Source organism: Algoriphagus locisalis (genome assembly GCF_900116615.1).
Lineage (GTDB): Bacteria > Bacteroidota > Bacteroidia > Cytophagales > Cyclobacteriaceae > Algoriphagus > Algoriphagus locisalis.
The window spans coordinates 261,151-285,347 of the sequence record NZ_FPBF01000005.1; the positions used below are offsets into that span (position 1 = coordinate 261,151).

Below are 24,197 nucleotides of genomic sequence, written 5' to 3' on the forward strand. Positions count from 1 at the left end.
GTTGGACAGAATATTTACCTGCGCTCTCTGCGATCCCGATGGCTTTCGGGACTTTGCGCCCTTTGTGGTTAAATAAGCACATAAAAAAAGCCATGAATTGCTTCATGGCTTGTGGTGATAAGTGGACTCGAACCACCGACTCACGGATTTTCAGTCCGATGCTCTACCAACTGAGCTATATCACCTTGTTTGTAAAGTGATGCAAAGGTAGGTATTTGAATATTTGAAGCAAGTCATTTTAGAAAAAAATATAGACTAAAACCCAAGAAACACGCTAATAACGTCACTATGAGCTTTTTACCTCAACTTATATTTTTGATCATTTTACTGGCCGCTGGCTACTTCTTGATCAAACGAGTCAAATTCCTCCGCAGAAACATCTTTCTGGGGAAGGCTGAGACAAGAAATGATCAACCAGAGAAGCGCTGGAAGACAATGCTGCTGGTAGCATTCGGCCAGCAAAAAATGTTCAAGCGATTTATTCCTGCTTTTTTGCACTTCTTCGTCTATGTGGGATTTCTGGTGATCAACCTAGAAGTACTGGAGTTTGTCATCGATGGCATCGTAGGAACACACCGTATTTTTGCCCCGTTTCTAGGAAGTGCTTATACCGTGGCGATGAATATTTTCGAATTTCTCGCAGTTGCCGTGCTTGTATCCTGTGTTATTTTTCTAATCAGGCGAAATGTGACCCGTATTCCTCGCTTTACAAAGCCCGAAATGAAAGGCTGGCCCGCAATGGATGCTAATATCATTTTAGTGATTGAGATCGTCTTGATGATCGCTATTCTGAAAATGAATGCAGCTGACCAGGTCTTGGCTTCCCGTGGGGTGGGACATTACATTCCAGTCGGCGGATTATTCTTCAGTGGATTGCTGACTCCTATGTTTGAAAGTTTCAGTTCTGAATTCCTGATTTTTGTGGAAAGAGCCGCCTGGTGGTTCCATATTGTAGGGATTTTGGCATTTGCTATTTACGTGACTTATTCCAAGCATCTACATATTTTCCTAGCCTTCCCGAACACTTGGTACTCGAACTTGAAGCCAAAGGGAGAAATGGAAAACATGCCAGCTGTCACCAATGAGGTGAATATGATGCTGGGAATTCCTTCTGACGCGCCAACTGACCCGCCTGCCGAAATCGGTAGATTTGGAGCCAAAGACATCAATGACCTGAGCTGGATTAATGTGATGAATGCCTATTCCTGCACAGAATGCGGTAGATGTACTTCAGAGTGTCCGGCAAATATTACGGGTAAAAAGCTTTCTCCAAGAAAAATCATGATGGATGTGCGTGATCGTGCCGAGGAAGTAGGAAAAAGCTTGGATTCTGGAGGAAAAGGCTTGGAAGATGGTAAATCACTGTTGGGTGACTACATTACTAAAGAGGAATTGAATGCCTGTACCAGTTGCAATGCCTGTGTGGAAGCCTGTCCGGTAAATATAGATCCCCTAGCGATAATTTTGGAAATGCGACGTTATGTGGCCATGGAAGAGTCGGGAACGCCAGCTCAGTGGAATGCCATGTTCCAAAATATGGAAACCAGTTTTGCGCCATGGAAATTCAGCCCTCAGGATAGATTTAATTGGGCGGAGAAAGTGAAAGAAGAAGAAATGTAATGATTTCCGATATCAGATTTCGGATTTACGATTTCTGGTAAATTCAAACGATGATTTCCAAAAAAAGCTTTCGTTTGAAATTGAAATAACTATCAAAATAATTTGTGGTCTAAGGGTATAAAAGAATCTCAATTCTAAGTAGGGTCTCGTAAATCGTAAATCAAAAAATCGTAATTCAGAATTATGTCAACATATAAAGTACCAACCATGGCCGAGATGGCCGGCAAAGGAGAAAGTCCAGAAGTTCTATTCTGGGTAGGTTGCGCCGGATCATTTGATGATCGATACAAAGCCGTTACACAGGCTTTTGTGAAAATCTTAAATAAAGTAGGAGTAAGCTTTGCGGTCCTCGGTCCAGAAGAAGCTTGTACCGGGGACCCTGCAAGACGTGCAGGGAATGAGTTTCTTTTCCAAATGCAAGCCGTGGCAAATATTCAGGTGATGAATGGTTACAACATCAAAAAGGTAGTGACCGCTTGCCCGCATTGCTTTAATACCATTAAAAATGAATACCCAGCTTTGGGTGGAAATTATGAAGTGATTCACCACTCACAATTTCTTCAGCAGCTGATCAATGAAGGAAAAGTGGCGCTAAAAGGTGGAGGGGAATTCAAAGGAAAGAAAATCACTTTCCATGATTCCTGCTACTTAGGAAGAGCAAATAATGTCTATGAAGCTCCAAGAGATGTGATCAAGGCATTGGATGTGGAACTGGTGGAGATGAAGCGTTGCAAGACCAAAGGACTTTGCTGTGGAGCAGGAGGAGCGCAGATGTTCAAAGAACCTGAGTCTGGGAAAAAGGATATCAACGTGGAGCGTACCGAGGAGGCGTTGGCAACAGGGGCTAGTACCATAGCGGTAGGATGTCCATTCTGCCTGACCATGATGACCGATGGCGTGAAAAACAAGGAAAGAGAAGCTGATGTGAAGGTTTATGACTTGGCAGAAATGATCGCCAAGGACATGGGAATCTAACAAACTTGTTTGAATCAATTTGACCCTTTTTGCCGTTAGGTAGAAAGGGTTTTTCTTTGCTAATAAGTTAAAAGCAATTATGTACGTAGAATTTAATGATATGTCGGAAGATTCACGGGTTTGGGTTTACCAAGCAGCCCGTCAATTCACTTCAACCGAAAAGGCTTTAATCGCATCCAAACTAACCGCTTTTTGCGATGGGTGGAATACACACGGCAACCGAATGCCGACTTCATTTCAAATCATAGATGATCAGATATTGGTTTTGGCAGTTGATGAGTCAGGCTTGGGCGCTAGCGGTTGTTCTATCGATAGTTCAGTCAGGACTTTGCGTGAGTTGGAGCGTGAAATTGTGAACAATCTCACTGATCAAGGCAAAGTGACTTTTAAATCCAATTCAGGAGAAATCAACGTAGCTTCTGCTTTAGGAATCAAGTCAAAAGTCACTTCAGGTGAGATTGATTCACAAACTCTCGTGATTAATCCGCAGGTAAAGAATAAAAAAGACTTGGAAAGTGTCTGGATTTTGGCCGGGAATAGTTGGCTGAACCGATACTTTCCAAATTAATTTAGTAATATTCAGAATAGATCATCAATCACCTTTAAAAAGATGAAAAACAATTTTTTGTGGATTTGCTTACTATCCTTCATAGGGTTAGCCTCATGCAAGAGCCTTCAGGAAAAAGGAAATGAACAGTTTCTCTCTGGCCAGTACCAGTATGCGATCAGTTCTTTTTCTCAAATCTTGGCAGATGATCCTGATAATCAGGAAGCAAATCAAGTGATCGCGGAGAGTTATAGACTTTCTAATCGAATCGAAGAAGCCGCTCCTTATTACGAAAAGCTAGTCGAAGAGGATCCTACATTTGATGGCTATTATCGCCTAGGGTTGAGTTTGAAAGCTCAGGATAAAGTCGAAGAAGCGAAGGCAGCTTTTGAGAAAGCAAAGGGCTATACTCAGGATGAGACTTATTTGGCAGAGACGCAGCGACAACTGGAGGCGATTAAACTTTCTCAGGGAATCGAAGATTACTGGCCTTATCATGAGCTGGTGAATTATAAAGATTTAAATACTGCTGGGCCGGATTATGCGCCCGTGATCTCTGAAGATTTTATTTATTTTACCTCAGGACGTCAGGCTAGTGGGCTTTACCCGGCGGATGGATCCCCTTATACCAAATTGTTCCGGGCCAGAGCTGATGGACTTCGTGTGGATGTAAGTGGAGCCCAAGCACTGCCCGAATTCAAAAATGAAGAAGGCTTGAATCAGGCTGCCATTGCAATCAGTCCAGACGGTAACACAATTATTTACGCTCGTGGCAATTCTACTTCGGACAAAGATCTTCCGGAAACTGCACTTTTTGTTTCGTATTTCAGAGGCGGAGGCTTTACCCAGCCGATTTGGATGCCTGTAAATGAAGACGAGTTTTGGTGGAATTCAACTCCGGCTTTTTCTGAAGATGGGGAAGTATTGTATTTCGCATCCAATAGACCTGGTGGATTTGGAGGGATTGATTTATATAGCGCAACAAAACTGGCAAACGGTGATTTTGGAAACCCAAAAAATCTAGGGCCGAATATTAATACACCAGGCAACGAGCTTTTCCCTAGGCCTATGGGAGATGGTAAGTTTTTCTTTTCCTCAGATGGACATCCTGGATATGGGAAACTTGATCTTTTCGTCGCTGAAAACGATGCTTCCGGTGAGCAGGTTATTAAAAACCTTGGAGAGAACTTTAACAGCACGAATGATGATTTCTCACTTTTCTTTACTGACTATCCGAAAGCGGGCTTCATTTCTTCTAACCGTGATGGAGGAGTAGGTGATGATGACATCTATTACTTTGAGGACAAAACGCCTAAGCCGAAGATCATCAATGTATTGCTAAATGTCTATACCAAGCAGCGAGTTGCTGGAGAAGATGATGCAGTATTGGAGCAAGCACGCGTTGTGCTTTACGATAGTTTAAACAAGCAAGCTGGAGGAGATTTCTCTAATACGAATGGTAGAGTGAGGTTTACGCTTACACCGGATTCTGACTTTACAATCATAGCCTCCAAGAGCGGATATTTCTCAAAGTCTATCCCTTACACCACGACTGGAAAGACGCCGGATGTTTCTACGCTGGTGCAGGATGTAACCAATATTACCCTAGACACTACGATCGTACTTGATCAGCTGGTATTGGATCGCTCGATTGTTCTTGAGAATATCTATTACGATTTGGATAAGGCTGAAATCAGATCAGATGCCGCAGTAGAATTGGATAAACTAGTTCAAATATTAAAAGATAATCCAGCGATCAGAATAGAATTGAGTTCACACACAGATGACAGATCTTCTGATGCATATAACCAAGATTTGTCCCAGCGTAGAGCTCAGTCTGCAGTGGATTACATCGTGTCGCAAGGGATTTCGTCCGATAGGCTAGTGGCTAAAGGCTATGGTGAAAGTCAGTTGATCATCGAAAATGCTTCTACCGAAGAAGAACATCAGACGAATAGACGAACTGAGTTTAAAGTGATTGAGATAAAAGAATAAATATTAAAACTTGCGTTTAAATCAAATAACTAGGTCATGAAATATAGGAGAAATTTTTCTGTCATTGCTCTAATATTATTTTGTTCCTGTACTAATGACGAAATAAATGTACCCTTCAATATCAATTCAGAATCGGAATATAGTGGAACATTTGAGACACTTGACTCCGATAATATCAGAGGTGATGTTACTTTATTCATAAACAATGGGATATATGAGTGTTCAACAAATTTACCATATGGTCGCTCAGCTGGAAGGCTGTTGATAGATGACAATTCAATAAATTTCATTGACACGCTATTCTTTCCTGTTCCAGCCCTTTACGGGCCTTCTTATCCTCTTAGCGGTGATCACCAATATAACTATGATGGTAAAAAGCTTACGATATGGAAAAATAAAAATGTTGGGGAGGTCAAGTATGAATTAGTATTAAAAAATTAAGCTTAAGTCTGTAGGCTTGGACTTAAATATAAATGGGTTTAAAATTTTTTTTAACGCTTACCACTTACCTAATTTTACCTCGAAAACTTCTCCACAATATCCTTCACAATCATTCCAGCATGTACCACACTGTTTTCTATGAAGAATTCCCGTGTGTTTAGTCCGCCACAGACAACTCCAGCAAGGTAAACTCCCGTTACGTTTGATTCGTGACTGAGCTCATTGTATTCAGGCTGGCACTTTTCGTCTTCACTCAAATTCACACCCAGTTGATTTAGCAAACTAAAGTTTGGCTTGTAGCCAGTCATAGCAAGTACAAAGTCGTTTTCAATAGTCACTTCACCTTCAGGAGTATCGATCACTACCTCATGCTCGCGGATTTCCCTGAGTTTTGATTTGGTAAAAGCCTTGATAGAGCCTTCTTTGATACGGTTGACTATGTCTGGACGTACCCAGTATTTCACAGCTTGATCCACTTCCTCTTCGAGCAGAATCATGGTGACTTCAGCGCCTTTTCTCCAAGTCTCTAATGCAGCATCCACAGCTGAATTGGCTCCACCGACTACCACTATTTTTTGGTTGATAAAAGGCCAAGGCTCTTTATAGTAATGGTGAACTTTTGGCAGGTCCTCACCCGGAATATTCATCAGATTTGGTAGATCGTAAAAGCCAGTTGCCATTACAATATTCTTTGCGTGGTAGTCACTTTTGGAAGTTTTGACATGGAATAGTTCTCCTTTTTTCTCAAGTTTTTTCACTGCTTCATACAACTTCACGTTGAGATCAAAGTGAGAGAAAATCCTGCGGTAATACTCAAGTGCTTCCGTGCGGTTCGGCTTATTTCCAATAGACATAAAGGGAATTCCTGCCATCTCCAGCCTGTCTGAAGTGGAGAAAAAAGTCATGTTGATCGGGTAATTATAGATGGAATTCGTGAGTGCTCCTTTTTCTAGAATCACATAATCTAATCCTGCTTTTCTTGCCTCTACCCCACAGGCAAGGCCTATGGGGCCGCCACCGACGATGAGTACATCATATATTTTGTTTGACATTAGGTCTTAGGTTTGTTCAATTTGAAATTGAAAATCGAGGTCTGAGTATTGGGCTGGATTCCATTGATAACTGCGCTGTTTGAGTTGGACCAACCCAGATTTATCTTGAACCAATGCTGCGGCCGAAACCGTTCCATAATTCCCCGACATTCTGATTAATTGTGCTGAAAGAGCGGATTCCATTTCAGGAGGAACCCCAGTTTTAGGTAGCGTGTCCTGGGGATGGGTTTCTCTGGATTTCAGGATGTTAATCAGATCGTTGGTAGAAAAATCTGACTGAATCAACGTTTTTAATTGAGATTTGGCCAATTCAACTTTTGGCCAAGGATCATTTAGCAAGGCGTTGCTCAGACCATAAACCCCAGGCTTTACCTCTAAGATTTCCGGAGAGTAATTACTTAGGTAAAAGAGCTTATTCCCATCACTTACCAGGAGATTGAATCCGTCGTATTGATCTTGATGCTTCTGGATTCCTTTCAAATACTCTTTGGCAGTAATAGAACTTTCTAGCCATGCTTGCACCAGTTTGCCTCTGCTGATTTTTGCATTCCTTGGATTACTGAAATCTCTGTAATTGGTAAGTAAAGACCATCGGCCATTTGGATGAATACCCATCCAAGTACCACCACTTCTCAGGTCTTTACCTGCATAAAAGCCACTTTCCCAAAGATGCATTTTTTCAGAAGGGCGATTGAAAAATTCATCGCGGTTTGTGCTGATGATCAACGGGTATTCAGTATGGGATTTCCAAGAAAAAGCGACTAGACACATGGCTTAAAAATAAAGAAAAGGCCGGAATTTCCGGCCTTTAGGGTGATTATCCAACTTCTACTTCCTTTAGACTCGGGTAATCGGTGAATCCTTTTTCTCCTGGAGTATAATAAGTGTCTTTGTCTGGCTGGGCAAGTTCTGCACCTTGCGCAAACCGCTCTACCAGATCTGGATTGGAGATAAATAAAGTGCCATAGGCAACTGCATCAGCATCTCCATCTTCAATCACTTTATTTCCCTTCTCCTGATCGAAGCCCGCATTGATGACAAGCGTACCTTTATATAACGGGCGAAAATGCTTTGCAATGTGTGTGACTAAGTAAGGAATATCGGAAACATCAGAAAAAGGCTCTGAAAGGTGGAGATAAGCCAAATCGTAGTTATTTAATTTTTTGACAATGTACTCAAAGGTAGGGATGGTTTCCTCATCGGCTGTCATTCCAAATACTCCATTCAACGATGGATTCAAACGTAAACCGATCTTCTGCTCTGGCATTACTTCCTTCAGTGCATCGATGATCTCAAAGAGTATTTTAGCTCTATTTTCAATCGATCCTCCGTATTCATCCCTTCTCGTATTGCTTGTGGCATTGAAGAATTGGTGAAGTAAATAGCCATTAGAACTGTGAATTTCAATTCCGTCAAATCCTGCTTCCATGGCATTTTTACCGGCATTTTTGAAATCTTCAATGGTTTGTTTTATTTCTGCACGGCTCATTTCTTTGGGAGTGACCGTTTCTTTGAATCCTTCTGGGGTAAAGGACTTTGTATTTGGATTGATAGCTGAAGGTGCCAAAGGCAAATCTCCACCATGGAAATCCGGATGGGAAATTCTGCCTACATGCCATAGCTGTATAAATATTTTCCCATCATTTTCATGAACTGCCTTAGTCACTCCCTTCCAGCCTTCCACTTGAGCAGGGGAATAGATTCCAGGAGTGTTGATGTATCCTACGGCTTCTGTGGAGATCTGCGATCCTTCTGTGATAATAAGGCCTGCCGATGCACGCTGTACATAGTATTTTTCGTGGATCTCAAATGGCTTATTCTCGGGATTAGCAGCTCGACTTCTGGTCATCGGTGCCATCCAGACTCTATTTTTTAATTCTAACCCATCGGCAAGTGTGATAGGTTTAAGAAGTGGTTGATTGCTCATAATAATAGTTGGTTTGTTTTCAAAAATTCAGTGTATATACAACTAATGTCAGGGATGGAAAGTTCAAAGAAAATTTAACCTCATCGAAAATTCTTTTCCGCGATCACGTAGTTATTATTTTATCAGGGCATCAATACCTTTTCCAAAGATCAAAACCAAACACTTTTTTTCGTGAGAACTAGATGATCTCTAGTTAATTTATTTATCAAAAAAATCGTTCAAGATTGATTTTATAGATTTAAACTACTGGTAAATAGGTTTTTAACACTTTTTAATACGATTATTTTCGTAGAAGTTTTGAACTTACGATTCTCTTCGTATATCTTTGGTACGAAAGTAATCGTATAAGCTCCTATGAGTAAGCCAACCGAATCAGAATTAGAAATACTTTCCCTGCTGTGGGAAATGAAAGAAGCGAGTGTCCGCCAAGTTCATGAGAGACTGGCCGAGATAAAAGACACCGGATATACGACCACACTGAAGACCATGCAGAATATGCATGCCAAAGGAATGGTGCATCGCAATGAAGAGCAGCGTACACATGTCTATCGCCCAATTACCAATCAAAAGGAGACGCAAAAATCGCTGCTTAAGAATTTGGTGACAACGGCTTTTGGCGGTTCTGCGCAAAAATTGGTACTCCAAGCATTGGGCGCAGAAAAGCCTTCAAAGGAGGAATTGGATGAAATTAGAGCATTTTTAGACCAACTTGAAAATCAGAAATAATGGATCTTTTAAACGACTGGATTGCTGAAAGCATTCTTTATGCTACTGGCTGGACACTTGTTCATTCACTCTGGCAACTCGTAATTATTAGCGCGAGCTTTTGGTTGCTTCTAAAAATATTTGGGAAGCAAAGCACCGCTTTCAAGTATAATTTGGGATTGGGCGCTTTGGGTCTGACTTTACTTACAGCACTTGGAACATTCTTTTATGAGCTTTCCATTTATACCCCGACTCCATTATTTGAGAGGCTCAATATGGCGTTTGTGCCAGCAGAGAGTTTGAATACCTCATCAGGCTATGAGACCGATGGATTGATCAATGTGATTATTGGTTGGATTGAGTTACAATTGCCTCTGTTGGTGAATTTCTGGTTCCTTGGCGCTTTGCTCTTTCTCTTCCGTCTATTCAATAGCCTTTCGGAAATCAGAACACTTCGTAAATCCTCTACAGATCCTCAGGATTTTCAGTTGGAAAAGACACTATATCGTCTGATGGGCAAAATGGATATCTCTAAAAATGTTGAGCTTCGCCTGACTTCCTATTGTGTTTCGCCTGTTACTTTCGGCTACCTCAAACCTATTATTCTTATTCCGGCAGGGCTTATTTTCCAGCTTACTCCAGTTCAGTTAGAAGCAATTATCGCTCATGAATTGGCACATGTGAAGCGGAACGATTACCTCATCAATCTCTTTCAGTCAGCACTGGAAGTGCTCTTCTTTTACCATCCTTGTTATTGGTGGATGAACCAGACGGTGAAAGAGCTTAGAGAAAATGCAGCCGATGATTTGGCTGTTCAGGTTGGTGTGGTGCCAAAAGAACTTGCCTACAGCTTGGCAGAAGTATTGAATTTTGCAAAGCAAAATCCTCCTGAGCTTGCCTTGGCAGCAGGAAAAAGAAGGAACCCAACTCTTCAAAGAATCAAAAGAATTCTGGGCCATCCCGCTCAGACCTATCCTCAAAACCCTATTATTTCTATCCCTATGCTACTAACACTCTTATTAAGCGCTGGCCTGATGGCTACAGCACAGCAGGACGCTTCCGTCGCTGTTGAGAAAATGAATCCTGTTACAGTTGATGTGAATGCAGAAATGCAGGCAATTGCTGAAGTTGAGAAAAATATCAATGCGAATGTTAACTCAAACATCGATAATAACGTGAATGTATTTCTCGATACGATTATCGACAATGAAGTGAAAAAAGTGGTGATCACTGACGGGAAGCCAACCTATGTGAACTCCAAAAACCAAATTGTAGAATATCAATACGCCAAGCCGGAGCATGTGCTCATTAAAGGAGACACGATCATTACTAAAGGAGATACGGTTATTTTAAAGAGCCGTAAAAAGGGTACTTACGTTTATCACCGGAATGGAGAGATGGTCGTTTTAGATGATATGCCTGAATTAGAGCTTGCCCCAGTTCCTCCATTCCCAGGGGAAGCTATGGCCCCGGTGATGGATTTTGCCATGGCACCTATGCCACCTATGGAATTTGGGATGGCTCCAGTTCCAGACTTCGATATGAGCGAAATGCCTGAGATGGTTTTCGAAATGGGTGATCACCCAATGATTTTTGAATTTGATGGGAAGAATGGTCTTGGTTTTTTCTTCGATGCAGATACAATCAAAAACATGACTCCTGAAGAGAAGGAGAAATGGGCAAAAAATGTAGAAAAACGTTCGGCAGAATGGGCAAAAGCAGCTGAATTGAATGCCGCAAAATGGGAAGCTCATCAAGAAGAATTCGGAGCTAAGATGGAAGAGTGGCAAAAAGCCATGGAACCAAAACTAAAGGAATTCGAGAAGAAAATGGCTGAGTGGCAAAATGCATACGAGCCAAAGATGAAGGAATTCGAAGCAAAGATGAAAGCTTGGCAGGAATCCAATGAGCCCAAACTGAAGGAGTATGAGGAAAAAATGAAGGCTTGGGAAAAAGAAATGCAACCAAAAATGGAAGAATACCAACGCAAAATGGAAGTTTGGCAACAAGAGAATGCCGCGAAAATTGAGGCTTACCAGAAGAAAATAGAAGAAGAATTAAAGAAAAAAGAAGATAATAAATAGACCTAAAAATCGTCTTTAATATGCCTAAAAAGGCAATTGTGTGTTGATGCTTTGAAAAAGACCTGCCCAATGGACAGGTCTTTTTTCTTATATTCTTTACTTTGGAATCAATGCCTTAAGATCATCAAGGGTGTTTGCCTCTTCTATTGATTTGTCTTGTCTCCAGCGCAGAATTCTAGGAAAGCGAACTGCAACACCACTTTTATGGCGGTTTGAAAAAGCAATGCCTTCAAATGCCAATTCAAAAACAAGTGTTGGGGTAACGCTACGAACAGGTCCAAACCGGTCTAAAGTAGTCTTTTTGATGATGCTATCTACTTTCGCAAACTCCGCATCAGTCAAGCCTGAGTATGCTTTGGCAAAAGTCACTAACTCATTTTCACCTGATTCATTTTTCTGCCAAAGTCCAAAAGTGTAGTCGGTAAATAGGTTTGTCCTTCTTCCATGCCCGCGCATAGCATAGGTCAGTACGGCGTCAATTGTCAGCGGATCAGTTTTCCATTTCCACCAATCGCCTTTTTTTCGACCAACCTGATAGGAAGCAGACTTCCTTTTTAGCATCAAACCTTCGCTGCGTTTCTCTCTTGATAGCGCTCTTTCTGCAGCTACTTCAGCCCAAGAACTGAATTGCATTTGTTCTGAAATATGTAAAGCGGGATGGTTTGTTTTTTGGATCAAGGCCTCCAAAAGAGCTCTTCTTTCCAAGTAACTCAAAGCCCTAATATCCTCTCCATTATATTCCAGAAGATCATAAGCTTTAAATATCACAGGCACTTTCTGTAGGATGCTTTTGCTGACATTTTTTCGACCTATTCTAGTCTGAAGATCATTGAACAGCGCAATTTCTCCATCAATAAACGCTAAAATTTCCCCATCGATCACTGTACCGGGAGGTAGAAAGTTTACCAAATCTGCGATTTCAGGATATTTATCAGTGACGAGTTCTTCGCCTCTAGACCAGATGAATATTTCGCCTTTTCTAGCGATGACCTGTCCACGGATTCCGTCCCATTTGTGCTCTGCTACCCAGTCGCTAACATTCCCAAGTTCTTCAAGTTCGCATTCTAAGGCGTATGCGAGGTAAAATGGATAGGGTTTGGATACATAGGCTTGTTCATTTCTGCCAAAAACTAACTCTTCAAAAGTAGTTTTGGCGGGATTCCAGTCGCCCATCAATCGATAGGCAAGCTCATCTTGAGGGACAGAAGTGACTTGAGAAAGTGCCTTGGTCATGAGCTTTTGGCTGATCCCTATCCGGAATGACCCGGTAAGTAATTTTGTGAATACAAATCGGGAATAGTAGTCTAACTGAAGCCACATTTGCTGTACATATTCCTTCTTTTCGAGATCAGATTTGGGCTTTAATAGCACCAACTCTTCCAGAATTGTACTTAATGTTTTCTCACTGTGATGGGTGTCATTGGGTACTACTAAAGCAATAGATTCAGCCAAATCTCCCACGATATGATAGCTTTCTTCGAAAAGCCAAAGTGGAATTTCTGCTAGTTCTGCTGCATAAACCCGAAGTAAGGTAGTGTTTACAGGCCGTGGAGGTCTCCGGTGTGATAGAATTGCCATAGTCCACAGCTTATCTTTTTCATTTGCATCGGCAAAGTATTCAGCTAAAGCTGCGACCTTCTGGTTTGTCTTGTTGGTTGAGTCCAGCTTTTCTATAAGTTGAGCGAACTTTCTCATGCCAATTGACTGTTTTCTGTGGCTGATGAATCTTCTTTTTCTCCTTCGTAATCGGTGTTTTCTATACTTGCGTCATACCCAATTTCCCGAAGGTATTTGCTGAAAATATCCGTATATCCGTGAGTGCAAATCACCCGAGTTGCTTCGCTGGCTTTAATACTTTGCAATAATCCTTGCCAATCGCAATGGTCAGAAAGCACAAAGCCCTTATCGGTAGCCCTACGTGATCTTGCTCCCCGAAAAGCCATCCACCCGCTACAGGTTCCCGTCTCAAATGGCACCATCTTTCTCATCCAAGGCGAGCCATGAGCACTTGTTGGAGCGACTACCATATTGCCTCTGATTTCCTTCCCTTCAGTTTCTTTACTGATTAGATGCGTCTTGGGCATTTCCAGTTGAGGGCGGAGCACCGATGTCATATTTTCTACTGCGCCGTGAGTATATATTTTTCCTATGGAAGGGTCCAAATGCTTGAGAATCCGCTGAGCTTTTCCAAGCGTATAGCCAAAAAGTATGGAGGTTTTTCCTTCCTCTTTATTGCTTTTCCACCAAGCATTGATCTCTTCAAAAACAGTTGCTTGAGGTTTCCATTTGAAAGCAGGCAGTCCAAACGTACATTCGGTGATCATGGTATGGCACTTGATCAACTCGTATGGAGTGCAAACTCCATCATCTTCAGTTTTGTAGTCTCCGGTGAATACCCAAACTTCACCTTTGTACTCTACCCGTACCTGCGAAGAACCGATGATGTGTCCTGCTGGATGGAGGCTAAATTTGACCCCATTTATTAGAATAGGCTCGTTCCAGCCGATTCCTTGGACATTGATCTCTCCCAATCTGTGTCGAATGATGGGGATATTGCTGTGGTGGGTTAAATATTTCTTATGTCCAAACCGAGCATGATCAGAGTGGCCATGGGTAATAATAGCGTTGTTTACCGGTCGCCAAGGATCAATATAGACCTGAGCTTTTGGGCAGTAAATCCCCTTTGAATTAAAAATCAATAGATCGCTTTGTTTCATTCAGAGGGGGTCAATAAGTACTCGATAAATGTTTCAATGATCATTCCATAGCCGATTTTTTTGTGGGCTTCTCTTCAGTAATCAGTTTGTTAACTGTATTTAAGAGAAAAAGTATGTGAGGGTTAAAGAATTGGAAATAGAAGATTCAAGAATGGATTTTAAAAGGCAAGCACTTACCTAGAAATATACTCAATTCCTGAATTTGCTTCCCCACTTTGAAGAAACCCCAACCTTGAAAAAGTCTTTTGATATGCATCAAAAATGGTCTTAAATGGGAATGAAAGGTGTTTTTTGGGTAAACTTTGGCTTTGGCATAAGTTATGGATTTAATGAATGCGAAAACAATTTTTAACCAAAACAACAACTATTATGAGCGCATTTGAAGATAAAGTAAAAGGAAACTGGAACGAGATCAAAGGTAAGTTGAAACAACAATACGGTGATTTGACTGACGACGATTTGATGTACGATGAAGGTAAAGCAGACGAGCTTCTAGGAAAAATCCAGAAGAAAACCGGTAAGTCAAAAGATGAAGTAAAATCCTTTATCGATAATATCTAATTTCAAAAATATTAGAAGATTAATAAAAGCGCTCTCAACTCGAGAGTGCTTTTTTTTGCACAAAACTCAAGATTAACTATTGGGTTTTCACGAATGATTTCCGGAAATATCTAGACTATGATTTTATTTTCCGCTGAAATCGTCGGAGTATAAATTTAATATTGGGGCAGAAAATTTTTCGCTGTGGGTAAATTCCCCACTACAACGTAGTTTTTTAATCTATCAGGGGAAATTGCCCCACTTTTCTTTCGTCTGCCTTCCTCTATTCCCCAAGATATTTTTTCATCTGATTATTAAATGGCTAAAACACCCTGTTTTGCCCCGTTTTGGGGAATATCTAACCGCTTTCTAATCAATACAATACCCCTAAAAAATTCCTTGAATTTTTCAACTATTTATTGGGATGGAACAAAGAATTACCTACTTTTAAGTCAAAGTGGGAATTTGTGGAGGAAAGTGGTAGAAAGTGGAGAGCATTTTGCTACTTTTGTCTTTACTACATACTCATCATTTTAAAGAGTTCAAGAATTTATGTTCAGAAGTCAATTCGATTGCAAGCTAGATCCCAAAGGGCGTCTGGTGTTGCCTGCCAAAATCAAGGCGGCGATACCGGAGGCTAATGGAACTACGCTTATGCTTCGTATGGCTGAAGATAGGTGTTTGGCTCTTTATCCTATGGTAGAATACAAAAAACTTGAGAACAAAATCAAGGCGCTTTCCATGCATAACCCTGAGCAGCGCTTGTTGCAGCGGGCTTTTTTCAGTTCGGTAGTGGACGTAGAATTGGATAGCACGGGTCGTTTGTTGATACCGAAAGTCTATCTCACTTATGCAGGACTTGAAAAAGATGTAATCGTGGTTGGTAACGGCGGGAGAATAGAATTGTGGAACCAGGAAAACCATAGTCAGAATAATATTGAAGATCCGGCGGAGGTTTCAGGCCTGATGGAAAAGTATCTCATTTAATCTCATGACGGAGTCTATTTACCATATTCCAGTGATGCTAGCCCAATGCACTGAAGGCTTGTCTATTGATCCCAACGGGATCTATGTGGACGTGACTTTCGGTGGAGGAGGACATTCCCGTGAGATTCTAAAGCACCTGGACAAAGGGCATTTGTATGCATTTGATCAGGATGTGGATGCAGAAGCAAATATCCCTTCATCGGACAACTTCACTTTTATAGCGGCCAATTTCCGGGATTTGAAAAAATACCTAAGGCTTCACGGAGTAAAAAAAGTAGATGGGGTTTTAGCAGACCTGGGAATTTCTTCCCATCAGATCGATGAGCCAAGTAGGGGCTTTTCTACCAGATTCAGCGGGAGTTTGGACATGCGCATGAACCAATCGGCAGAGGTTTCTGCCAAAGAGGTTTTGAATACATACGATGAAGGTCAATTGCACAAGATTCTCGGAATGTATGGAGAGGTGAAAAATGCAAAGACTTTGGCACAAGCAATCGTATCGGAAAGAAACTCACAGCCATTTGAGACTACGGAAGGCTTTACTTCCTTTTTGAAAAAATATGCTCCTAGGGGCAAAGACTTTAAATATTACGCTCAGGTTTTTCAGGCGTTGAGGATAGAAGTAAATGACGAGATGGGCGCTTTGGAAGAGATGCTGCTTGATGCGGTGGAGGTTCTAAAGCCAGATGGCAGATTGGTGGTGATGAGCTACCACAGTCTGGAAGATCGCTTGGTTAAAAACCTGATGATCAAAGGCAGATTTCAAGGTGAGGTGGAAAAGGATTTTTATGGAAATCTAATTCGGCCTCTGGAGCCAATCAGCCGAGGAGCTGTGGTGGCAGATGCAGAAGAAATAGCTTCTAATCCAAGAGCAAGAAGTGCAAAACTCAGAATAGCGAAGAAGACGGAGGTATGAGCAATAATACATTTAGAAAGAAACTCAAGTCAGGCAACAAGCCAAAAGGAGGTCCTCGAAAATCCATCTTTAGTTGGATAGAAGAGAAGCTCGATGTCACCGGGATATTGGGTGAGGGAGTGCCTGTCCAATTGGTTCCGCCAGTTGGATTTGTGGCTTTATTGGCTTTGGTCTATATCTGGAGTAATCACCGTGCTGAGAATATGGTGCGCAAGATTGAAAAAGCGCAGCAGGAAGTAGAGGACTTACGTGCTGATGTGACTACGCTGGAAGCAGAATACATGCTAAGCAGCATGCAGTCAGAAGTGGCTAAGCGTGTAGCTGAACAAGGAATATTTGAACTGAATCAACCACCGATAAAAATCGAGGTAGAAAATTGAATTTTAAGAAATCCATATTGATCCGAGTACGGGTGGTGTTTATCCTGATAGCGCTGTGTTCAGCTGCTATACCGTACAAAATCGCCAAACTTCAAATGGCGGATGGAGATGTATGGCGTGAAAAAGCGGAGACTATCAACTTCCAATACAGAGAAGTACCAGCCACCCGAGGTAACATTTACGCGGCAGACGGAAGCTTATTGGCTACTAGTTTACCTTTTTATAGAGTGGCTCTTGATCCGACTATTGCAAAGTCTGACACCTATAAGTCAGGGTTGGATTCCCTAGCCAAGATGCTGTCTTCCTATTATAAGGACAAATCAGCTGCTTCTTACAAGCGAATGATCAACGACGCTAGGTTGGAAAACAAGAGATACCTGGTATTGAATAGAAAGCAAATCGGATATCAAGGCATGCAGGAAATGTCCACCTGGCCAATTTTTAGAGATGGAAGAATGGGGGGGGGAGTGATCTTCGAGAAAGTAGAGAAAAGATATCGTCCGTTTAATTCCCTTGCCAGCCGTACAGTTGGCTTTTTGAATGAGGATGCATATGGTGCTGGGATCGAGTATAGCTTCAACAATTACCTGCAAGGACAGGATGGAAAGGCACTTTTTCAGCGTTTGGCTGGAGGAAGCTGGAAGCCGGTTTTTGATGCAGAAGATGTGAAGCCTGAGAATGGTTATGATGTCACCACTACACTGGATGTGAATATTCAGGATGTGGCAGAAACTGCCCTGAGACGTCAACTGACTGATCGTGATGCTGAATTTGGTTCGGTCATCGTGATGGAAGTGAAAACAGGTCAGATCAAAGCAATAACCAATTTGCAGCGCAATTCCAGCGGAAATGGTTACGGTGAAAACTACAATTTCGCAATAGGTGATCAGGGAAATACAGAGCCAGGATCGACATTCAAATTGCTTTCCATGTTGGCGCTTTTGGAAGAAAACAAAATCACTTTGGATGAGACAGTGGAAACTGGAAACGGGTCCCACAAATTCTACAATCAAACGATGCGTGATGCCAAAAATGGTGGATACGGCACGTTGACAATTCGTGAGGCATTTGAGAAATCTTCCAATGTAGGTATCTCCAAATTAGTAGATGAGCATTTTGGCTCAAGCCCTTCCAAATTCATGGCTTATATAGATAAGGTTGGTTTGAGAGAGCCTTTAGGTTTTCAGCTCATAGGTGAAGGGAAACCTTATTTCAAAAAGCCTGAAGACAAAGACTGGTATGGTACCACACTTCCTTGGGTTTCTATAGGATATGAAATCAAGCTAAACCCTCTTCATACGCTGGCATTGTATAATGCAGTGGCGAATGGCGGGAAAATGATGAAGCCATACATCGTGAAGTCAGTTTCCAAAGGAAATATCATTGAAGAAAAATACGAGCCTGAAGTTGTCCGCAAGCAAATCGCTTCTGAGAAAAATATCAAGCTTCTTCAGGAGCTATTGGAAGGCGTCGTCGTTCGCGGTACGGCGAAAAATATAGCAAATGCTGACTATAGCATCGCAGGTAAAACAGGTACCGCTCAGAAGCTGATCAACGGGCAGTATTCTAGAATTTACTACACAAGTTTCGCGGGCTATTTCCCTGCTGACAATCCAAAATATTCAATGGTTGTCGTGATCGATAGTCCAAAAGGCTTTGCTGCATACGGAGGGGATGTTTCAGCTCCGGTTTTCAAAGAAATCGCAGACAAAATCTATGCACTTGACATTGAATTGAACCCAGACAATCAGCAAGAAATATTCAGGGCTGAGGCAGACGGAACGCAATTGCCATATGTGAAAGCAGGTAAAGCGGAAGAGCTTCAAGGCATTTTCCAAGAACTCGGATTGAAGGCATCTGCTGCTAATCCTGAGGAATGGGTGAAGACAGTCGCTCAGGATGCAAGTGTACAGATGAGCGTCAATGATACGGACAAGTCGACTGTACCTGATGTGTCAGGACTTCCGCTTCGAGATGCGCTTTTCATTCTTGAGAATAAAGGAATGAAAGTCAACTACACTGGGAAAGGCAGAGTAAAAGCTCAGTCTATTTCCGCTGGGACCGAATTAAGACCGAACACAACTATTAATCTGGTATTAGGATAAATGAAAGTACTAAAAGACATATTATATAAAGTATCACTTACCTCTACTACCGGAGACATGGAGTTGGGGGTGAAAGATATTGTCTTTGACAGCCGTCAGGTGACTGAGGGTAGTGCTTTCGTAGCGATCAAAGGTACTCAGGTAGATGGCCATGAATTCATAGAGAAAGCTATAGGACTTGGAGCTAAGAGCATCGTTTGTGAGCAATTGCCAGAGCAGCTTTTGGATGGGATCACTTATGTAGAAGTGGTGAACTCTGCCAGAGCACTAGGCATAATGGCAAGCAACTACTTTGATAATCCTTCTGAGACTATCAAGGTAGTGGCGATCACAGGTACAAATGGAAAGACCACCACAGCCACTCTTTTGCATCAGCTTTTCATGCGGATGGGCTACAGCACAGGCTTACTTTCCACAGTAGAAAATAAGATTAATGAAACTGTAATCCACGCGACTCATACTACGCCAGACGCGGTGAGCGTGCAGGCTTTGCTTCGCAAAATGGTAAAGGAAGGCTGTACACACTGCTTCATGGAAGCTAGTTCTCATGCCATCGTACAAGAGAGAATAGCAGGGTTAAAGCTTGCAGGAGCTGTTTTTACAAATATCTCTCATGACCATTTGGATTATCATGGCACGTTTGACGAGTACATCAAGGCTAAGAAAAAGTTATTCGATGAACTTCCAAAAGACGCTTTTGCACTAGTAAATGGTGACGATAAACGAGGAGCAGTAATGCTTCAGAATTGCAAAGCTTCACATCAGTTTTTTTCACTGAAGTCTCCTGCTGATTTTAAAGCCAAAATCATATCCAATACTCTCGAAGGTCTGGAGCTAGACATCAACAGCAAGTTGATCTGGTTCAGGATGATCGGCGCATTCAATGCCTACAATCTTCTGGCGGTATTGGGAGTCACTGTACTTCTGGGCGAAGAGGAGGACGAAGTTCTTCGTGAGCTTTCAGGAATCCGCGGTGCCAAAGGCCGTTTCGATAGAATTTCCATTGCAGGCATCACTGCCATCGTGGATTATGCGCATACGCCAGATGCTTTGGATAATGTCCTTAAAACAATCAACGGTGCTAGAACGGGTGGCGAACAACTGATCACAGTAGTGGGCTGTGGAGGAAATCGTGACAAAACCAAGCGTCCCATCATGGCAAAAATCGCTGTTCAGGAAAGCGATAAAGCAATTCTTACTTCTGACAACCCTCGATTTGAAGTGCCGGAAGAAATACTAAAAGATATGCAGGCTGGGGTAGGTCCGTCTGAAATCAGAAAAACATTAAACATTGTGGATCGCAGAGAGGCAATTAAGACGGCTTGTATGCTTTCTCAAAAAGGAGATATCATTCTTATCGCCGGTAAAGGCCATGAGGATTATCAGGAAATCAAAGGAGTGAAGCATCACTTTGATGATACCGAAGTAGTAACCGAGTTTTTACAACAATTGACACAGAGCTGAGATGTTATATCCACTTTTTGATTATTTGGACAAAGTGCTTGATATCCCTGGAACAGGGGTGTTTAGATTTATCTCATTCCGAGCTGGAATGGCTGCGCTTTTTTCATTGATCATCACCATCTCTTTTGGCCACAAAATCATTGCTTGGATCAGAAATAAGCAGATCGGAGAGACAGTAAGAGATCTAGGTTTAGAAGGCGAAAAGCAGAAAAAAGGCACGCCGACGATGGGGGGCTTGATGATCATGGCTGCAATATTAATTCCGACTTTGCTTTTCGCAGATCTGAATAACATTTACATCATTCTTTTGCTGATCACTACGGTTTGGTTGGGAGCAATTGGCTTTGTAGATGATTACATCAAGGTTTTCAAGAAAAACAAAGAAGGTCTCGCCGGTAGATTTAAGATCATCGGTCAGATTGGCATCGGGATTATCGTGGGTTCCACACTTTATTTCAATGAAAGCGTAGTAATCCGTGAGTTTACCAACCCGGTTTCCATAGAAGAAGGGGTGGTAGAAACGCCAACGTACAGAGATGTGAAAGTGGCTAAAACCACCATTCCTTTTACCAAAAACAATGAGCTGAATTACGAGACTTTGCTTGGCTTTATGGGTGAAGCGATGACTCCGATTCTATACATTTTCGTCGTGACTTTCATCATTACCGCGGTTTCCAACGGTGCTAATATCACAGATGGTATCGATGGATTGGCAGCAGGAACCTCAGCAATAATTGGTTTGACTATTGCGATTTTCGCTTACCTAAGTGGTAATGCGATTTTCTCATCCTACCTCAACATCATGTACATCCCGAATTCGGGAGAGCTGGTAATTTTTGCTTCGGCCTTTATTGGCGCCTGCGTGGGATTCTTGTGGTACAATGCCTATCCGGCTCAAGTTTTTATGGGTGATACAGGAAGCTTAATGCTCGGAGGAGTGATCGCTGTGTTGGCTTTGACGCTTCGCAAAGAACTACTGATTCCAATCATGTGTGGGGTATTTGTAATCGAAAATGCAAGTGTGATGCTCCAAGTTGGGTACTTCAAATACACTCGAAAAAAATATGGTGAAGGCAGAAGAATCTTCTTGATGTCTCCACTTCATCATCATTACCAAAAGAAAAATATCCCAGAGGCCAAAATCGTAACCCGATTCTGGATTGTGGGTATTCTTTTGGCAGTAATCACTTTGGCAACATTGAAACTTAGATAATAGAAATGAAAAAACTAGTCGTTCTGGGCGCGGGAGAAAGCGGATTGGGAGCAGCAATGCTTGCCAGACAGAAGGGCTATGCCGTTTTCGTTTCCGATGCAGGACAGATTTCTCTGGCGCGAAAAGCTGAAATGGAGCGGTTGGGAATTGCTTTTGAAGAAGGAAAGCATTCGGAGGAGAAAATCCTCAGTGCAGATCTGATCATCAAAAGTCCTGGCATTTCTCCAAAGGCGGAAATGGCTGCAAAGGCATCGTTGGCAGGCATTCCGATTATCGATGAGTTAGAATTTGCATTTGGCTACAGCACCGGAAAAGTGATTGCGATCACTGGAACCAATGGTAAAACTACTACCACATTGCTGACTTATCACTTAATGAAAGAAGCGGGTTTGGACGTGGGTTTGGCTGGAAATGTAGGCAAAAGCTGGGCTGCGCAGTTACTCGAAAAAGAACATGAATGGTGGGTGATCGAGTGCAGCAGTTTCCAAATAGATGGATTTGTCAACTTCAAACCCTCAGTTGCGATTCTTTGCAACATCACGCCAGATCATTTGGATCGCTACGAGTATAAAATCGAGAATTACATAGATTCCAAGTTTGGAATCTTTAAAAATATGACTTCTGCCAATCAGGCTATTCTTTTTGCAGAAGATGCTTTGACTTTAGAAGGTTTGAAAAGCAATGAAGTAAAAGCTTCTACCCTTTGGGTTTCTGCTTTGGAACTTCAAAAAGAGGGAGCCTGGACAGATGGAGAGAATTTGACTTTTGCGGTAGCAGAGCAATCGGTAGTTGTGCCAGTGGATTCACTTTCTCTCAAAGGGAAGCACAATCTTTTGAATGCCCTTTGCGCTGGTTCTGCAGCTTTGATCGCGGGTGTAAAGGATGTGGATTTTATGCTGGGATTCCAGACGTTCAAAAATGCGCCTCACCGAATGGAGTTGATCAAAGAAGTAGATGGAGTGAAGTTTATCAACGATAGTAAAGGCACCAATGTGGAAGCTACGGCTTATGCGCTGGCGAGCTACGACAACCCATTGATCTGGATTGCCGGAGGCGTGGACAAGGGAAATGACTATACGGTTCTATCTCCATTGACAGAAAAGGTGAAAAGCCTGATTTGCTTGGGCAAAGACAATGAGAAATTAAAATCAGCTTTTGGGTCGTCTATAGCAGACATTCGAGAGACACAAGATATAAAGGAGGCGGTTTCTTGGGGAAATGAACTTGGGGAATCTGGAGATATAGTTTTGCTATCGCCAGCTTGTGCAAGCTTCGACTTGTTCAAAAATTATGAAGATCGCGGAATTCAATTCCGTGCCGCAGTAGAGAACCTTAAACCGAAAGCCATCGCATGAGTGAGTTTAAAGCATGGATAGATAGAAATTTCAAAGGCGACCCAATCATTTGGGGTATTGTCATTCTATTGTCACTTTTCAGTATTCTGGTAGTGTATTCCGCTACGGGTTCTTTGGCGTACAAATATGCGGGTGGAAATACTGAGATCTACTTGATCAGACATTCCATGTTGATTTTTGTGTCGTTGGTAGTGATGTGGTTTGCGCATAAAATACCTTATAAAAGGTATGCGATGTATGCGAAGCTGGGTGTGGTTATTTCCATTCCATTGCTTTTGGTGACCTATATGTTCGGCTCCAACATCAATGAAGCTAATCGCTGGATTACAATTCCTGTGATCAACCAAGCTTTCCAGCCATCCGATTTGGCTAAGCTTTCACTGATAGCTGCTATAGCGTTGATGCTTGCCAAAAGACAAAAGAACATTAAGGACTTTAAAAGCACTTTCGTTCCGATTATTATCGCAGTAGGTCTGATTTGCGGACTTATCGCCATGGCCAATTTCTCTACAGCGATTTTGTTGTTGATTACATGCCTGCTGATTATGTTCATCGGTCGTGTTCCTCTTAAGTATCTGACGATTGTTTTGTTTGTCGGGCTTCTGGGATTGACAGTTGCAGGATTTACCGGTCAGCGTGGATCTACTTTAGTTTCCAGAGTTACCGCATTCTTCAATGAAGAGGAGGTTCCATTCCAAGCTGAGCAATCTTATATCGCAATCGCAACTGGAGGAATTGGCGGAAAAGGTCCAGGGAATTCTGAGCAAAGAAATTCGCTTCCGCATCCGTATTCAGATTTTATCTACGCCATCATCATAGAGGAATATGGATTGATAGGGGGATTCTCCGTGCTCTTCCTGTACCTCGCGCTTCTTTATAGAGGTATGCGAATCGTGGCAAATTCAAATAAAGCATTTGGTGGATTACTATCTGCGGGATTGAGTTTCGCATTGGTTATTCAGGCATTAGTGAATATGGCCGTAGCCGTTGGCTTAGGGCCAATCACGGGTTTGCCACTTCCGCTTTTGAGTATGGGAGGAACATCTCTCGTGTTTACAGGGATTTCTCTGGGAATTATTCTCTCAGTAAGTCGTGGTGATCATCAGGATGAATCGCAGGCAAGTAGCTCCACTATTGGAAATAGAACAAGACTTAAAACCGCATAATTATTAAC

General features: G+C 42.1%; 21 protein-coding genes and 1 tRNA gene. 16 read left to right on the forward strand and 6 right to left on the reverse strand.

From position 1 onward, the window contains the following. Positions 1 to 112: 112 nt before the first annotated feature. Positions 113 to 185 (reverse strand) — tRNA-Phe (locus BM386_RS15175). A 103-nt stretch (positions 186 to 288) separates the two neighbouring features. On the opposite strand from BM386_RS15175, the gene BM386_RS15180 reads away from it, so the two are divergent. From BM386_RS15180 to BM386_RS15200, 5 genes are all read left to right on the forward strand, one after another. Further along, complete coding sequence (locus BM386_RS15180; protein WP_091695849.1) at positions 289 to 1,620, forward strand: 4Fe-4S dicluster domain-containing protein; 1,332 nt, start codon at positions 289 to 291, stop codon at positions 1,618 to 1,620. 183 nt (positions 1,621 to 1,803) lie between these two features. Then, positions 1,804 to 2,595: a (Fe-S)-binding protein gene (locus BM386_RS15185; RefSeq protein ID WP_091695851.1), complete on the forward strand. Its 792-nt coding sequence runs from the start codon at positions 1,804 to 1,806 to the stop codon at positions 2,593 to 2,595. 79 nt (positions 2,596 to 2,674) lie between these two features. Beyond that, entirely contained in the window at positions 2,675 to 3,163 is a 489-nt protein-coding gene (locus BM386_RS15190) for a hypothetical protein (protein WP_091695853.1), read from the forward strand. 42 nt (positions 3,164 to 3,205) lie between these two features. Then, on the forward strand, positions 3,206 to 5,137 hold the full coding sequence (locus BM386_RS15195; RefSeq protein WP_091695855.1) for a CHU_0125 family OmpA-like outer membrane integrity protein: 1,932 nt from the start codon (positions 3,206 to 3,208) through the stop codon (positions 5,135 to 5,137). 36 nt (positions 5,138 to 5,173) lie between these two features. After that, positions 5,174 to 5,578, forward strand: coding sequence for a hypothetical protein (locus BM386_RS15200; protein ID WP_091695856.1), 405 nt, complete (start codon positions 5,174 to 5,176; stop codon positions 5,576 to 5,578). Between the two features lie 74 nt (positions 5,579 to 5,652). Here the strand turns inward: BM386_RS15200 and BM386_RS15205 are convergent, their stop codons facing one another. From BM386_RS15205 to BM386_RS15215, 3 genes are read right to left on the reverse strand one after another with little or no spacing between them, the layout of a single operon-like run. Then, positions 5,653 to 6,630, reverse strand: coding sequence for a YpdA family putative bacillithiol disulfide reductase (locus BM386_RS15205; RefSeq protein WP_091695858.1), 978 nt, complete (start codon positions 6,628 to 6,630; stop codon positions 5,653 to 5,655). 6 nt (positions 6,631 to 6,636) lie between these two features. Then, complete coding sequence (locus tag BM386_RS15210) at positions 6,637 to 7,401, reverse strand: NRDE family protein (RefSeq protein ID WP_091695860.1); 765 nt, start codon at positions 7,399 to 7,401, stop codon at positions 6,637 to 6,639. 46 nt (positions 7,402 to 7,447) lie between these two features. Then, positions 7,448 to 8,557, reverse strand: coding sequence for an alkene reductase (locus BM386_RS15215; RefSeq protein ID WP_091695861.1), 1,110 nt, complete (start codon positions 8,555 to 8,557; stop codon positions 7,448 to 7,450). Between the two features lie 354 nt (positions 8,558 to 8,911). Between BM386_RS15215 and BM386_RS15220 the strand changes: the two genes are divergently transcribed. Then, positions 8,912 to 9,283: a BlaI/MecI/CopY family transcriptional regulator gene (locus BM386_RS15220; protein WP_091695863.1), complete on the forward strand. Its 372-nt coding sequence runs from the start codon at positions 8,912 to 8,914 to the stop codon at positions 9,281 to 9,283. Next, entirely contained in the window at positions 9,283 to 11,346 is a 2,064-nt protein-coding gene (locus BM386_RS15225) for a M56 family metallopeptidase (protein ID WP_091695865.1), read from the forward strand. The genes BM386_RS15220 and BM386_RS15225 overlap by 1 nt, the downstream gene beginning before the upstream one ends. Positions 11,347 to 11,442: 96 nt before the next feature. Here BM386_RS15225 and BM386_RS15230 read toward each other — a convergent pair whose 3' ends face one another. Both BM386_RS15230 and BM386_RS15235 read right to left on the reverse strand, forming a co-directional pair. Continuing rightward, positions 11,443 to 13,041, reverse strand: coding sequence for an ATP-dependent DNA ligase (locus BM386_RS15230; protein WP_091695866.1), 1,599 nt, complete (start codon positions 13,039 to 13,041; stop codon positions 11,443 to 11,445). Then, complete coding sequence (locus BM386_RS15235; protein ID WP_091695868.1) at positions 13,038 to 14,063, reverse strand: ligase-associated DNA damage response exonuclease; 1,026 nt, start codon at positions 14,061 to 14,063, stop codon at positions 13,038 to 13,040. The genes BM386_RS15230 and BM386_RS15235 overlap by 4 nt, the downstream gene beginning before the upstream one ends. A 369-nt stretch (positions 14,064 to 14,432) precedes the next feature. Here BM386_RS15235 and BM386_RS15245 point away from each other — a divergent pair, with 369 nt between their 5' ends. From BM386_RS15245 to BM386_RS15285, 9 genes are all read left to right on the forward strand, one after another. Then, positions 14,433 to 14,624 carry a CsbD family protein gene (locus BM386_RS15245; RefSeq protein WP_091695871.1) on the forward strand — a complete coding sequence of 64 codons (192 nt, stop codon included), beginning with the start codon at positions 14,433 to 14,435 and terminating at the stop codon, positions 14,622 to 14,624. Between the two features lie 531 nt (positions 14,625 to 15,155). Then, positions 15,156 to 15,590: a division/cell wall cluster transcriptional repressor MraZ gene (gene mraZ / locus BM386_RS15250; protein ID WP_091695874.1), complete on the forward strand. Its 435-nt coding sequence runs from the start codon at positions 15,156 to 15,158 to the stop codon at positions 15,588 to 15,590. Between the two features lie 4 nt (positions 15,591 to 15,594). Beyond that, on the forward strand, positions 15,595 to 16,506 hold the full coding sequence (rsmH, locus tag BM386_RS15255; protein ID WP_091695876.1) for a 16S rRNA (cytosine(1402)-N(4))-methyltransferase RsmH: 912 nt from the start codon (positions 15,595 to 15,597) through the stop codon (positions 16,504 to 16,506). Further along, positions 16,503 to 16,886, forward strand: a complete 384-nt coding sequence (locus BM386_RS15260; RefSeq protein WP_091695877.1) for an FtsL-like putative cell division protein — start codon at positions 16,503 to 16,505, stop codon at positions 16,884 to 16,886. Before rsmH ends, BM386_RS15260 begins: the two co-directional genes overlap by 4 nt. Continuing rightward, positions 16,883 to 18,991, forward strand: coding sequence for a penicillin-binding protein (locus tag BM386_RS15265; RefSeq protein WP_091695879.1), 2,109 nt, complete (start codon positions 16,883 to 16,885; stop codon positions 18,989 to 18,991). Before BM386_RS15260 ends, BM386_RS15265 begins: the two co-directional genes overlap by 4 nt. Continuing rightward, complete coding sequence (locus BM386_RS15270; RefSeq protein WP_091695881.1) at positions 18,992 to 20,455, forward strand: UDP-N-acetylmuramoyl-L-alanyl-D-glutamate--2,6-diaminopimelate ligase; 1,464 nt, start codon at positions 18,992 to 18,994, stop codon at positions 20,453 to 20,455. A gap of 1 nt (position 20,456) precedes the next feature. After that, a complete protein-coding gene (gene mraY / locus BM386_RS15275; protein WP_091695883.1) occupies positions 20,457 to 21,668 on the forward strand; it encodes a phospho-N-acetylmuramoyl-pentapeptide-transferase in 1,212 nt (403 codons plus the stop codon). Positions 21,669 to 21,673: 5 nt separating this feature from the next. Beyond that, positions 21,674 to 23,023: a UDP-N-acetylmuramoyl-L-alanine--D-glutamate ligase gene (murD, locus tag BM386_RS15280; RefSeq protein WP_091695884.1), complete on the forward strand. Its 1,350-nt coding sequence runs from the start codon at positions 21,674 to 21,676 to the stop codon at positions 23,021 to 23,023. Then, complete coding sequence (locus BM386_RS15285; RefSeq protein ID WP_091695886.1) at positions 23,020 to 24,189, forward strand: FtsW/RodA/SpoVE family cell cycle protein; 1,170 nt, start codon at positions 23,020 to 23,022, stop codon at positions 24,187 to 24,189. The genes murD and BM386_RS15285 overlap by 4 nt, the downstream gene beginning before the upstream one ends. Positions 24,190 to 24,197 lie beyond the last annotated feature (8 nt).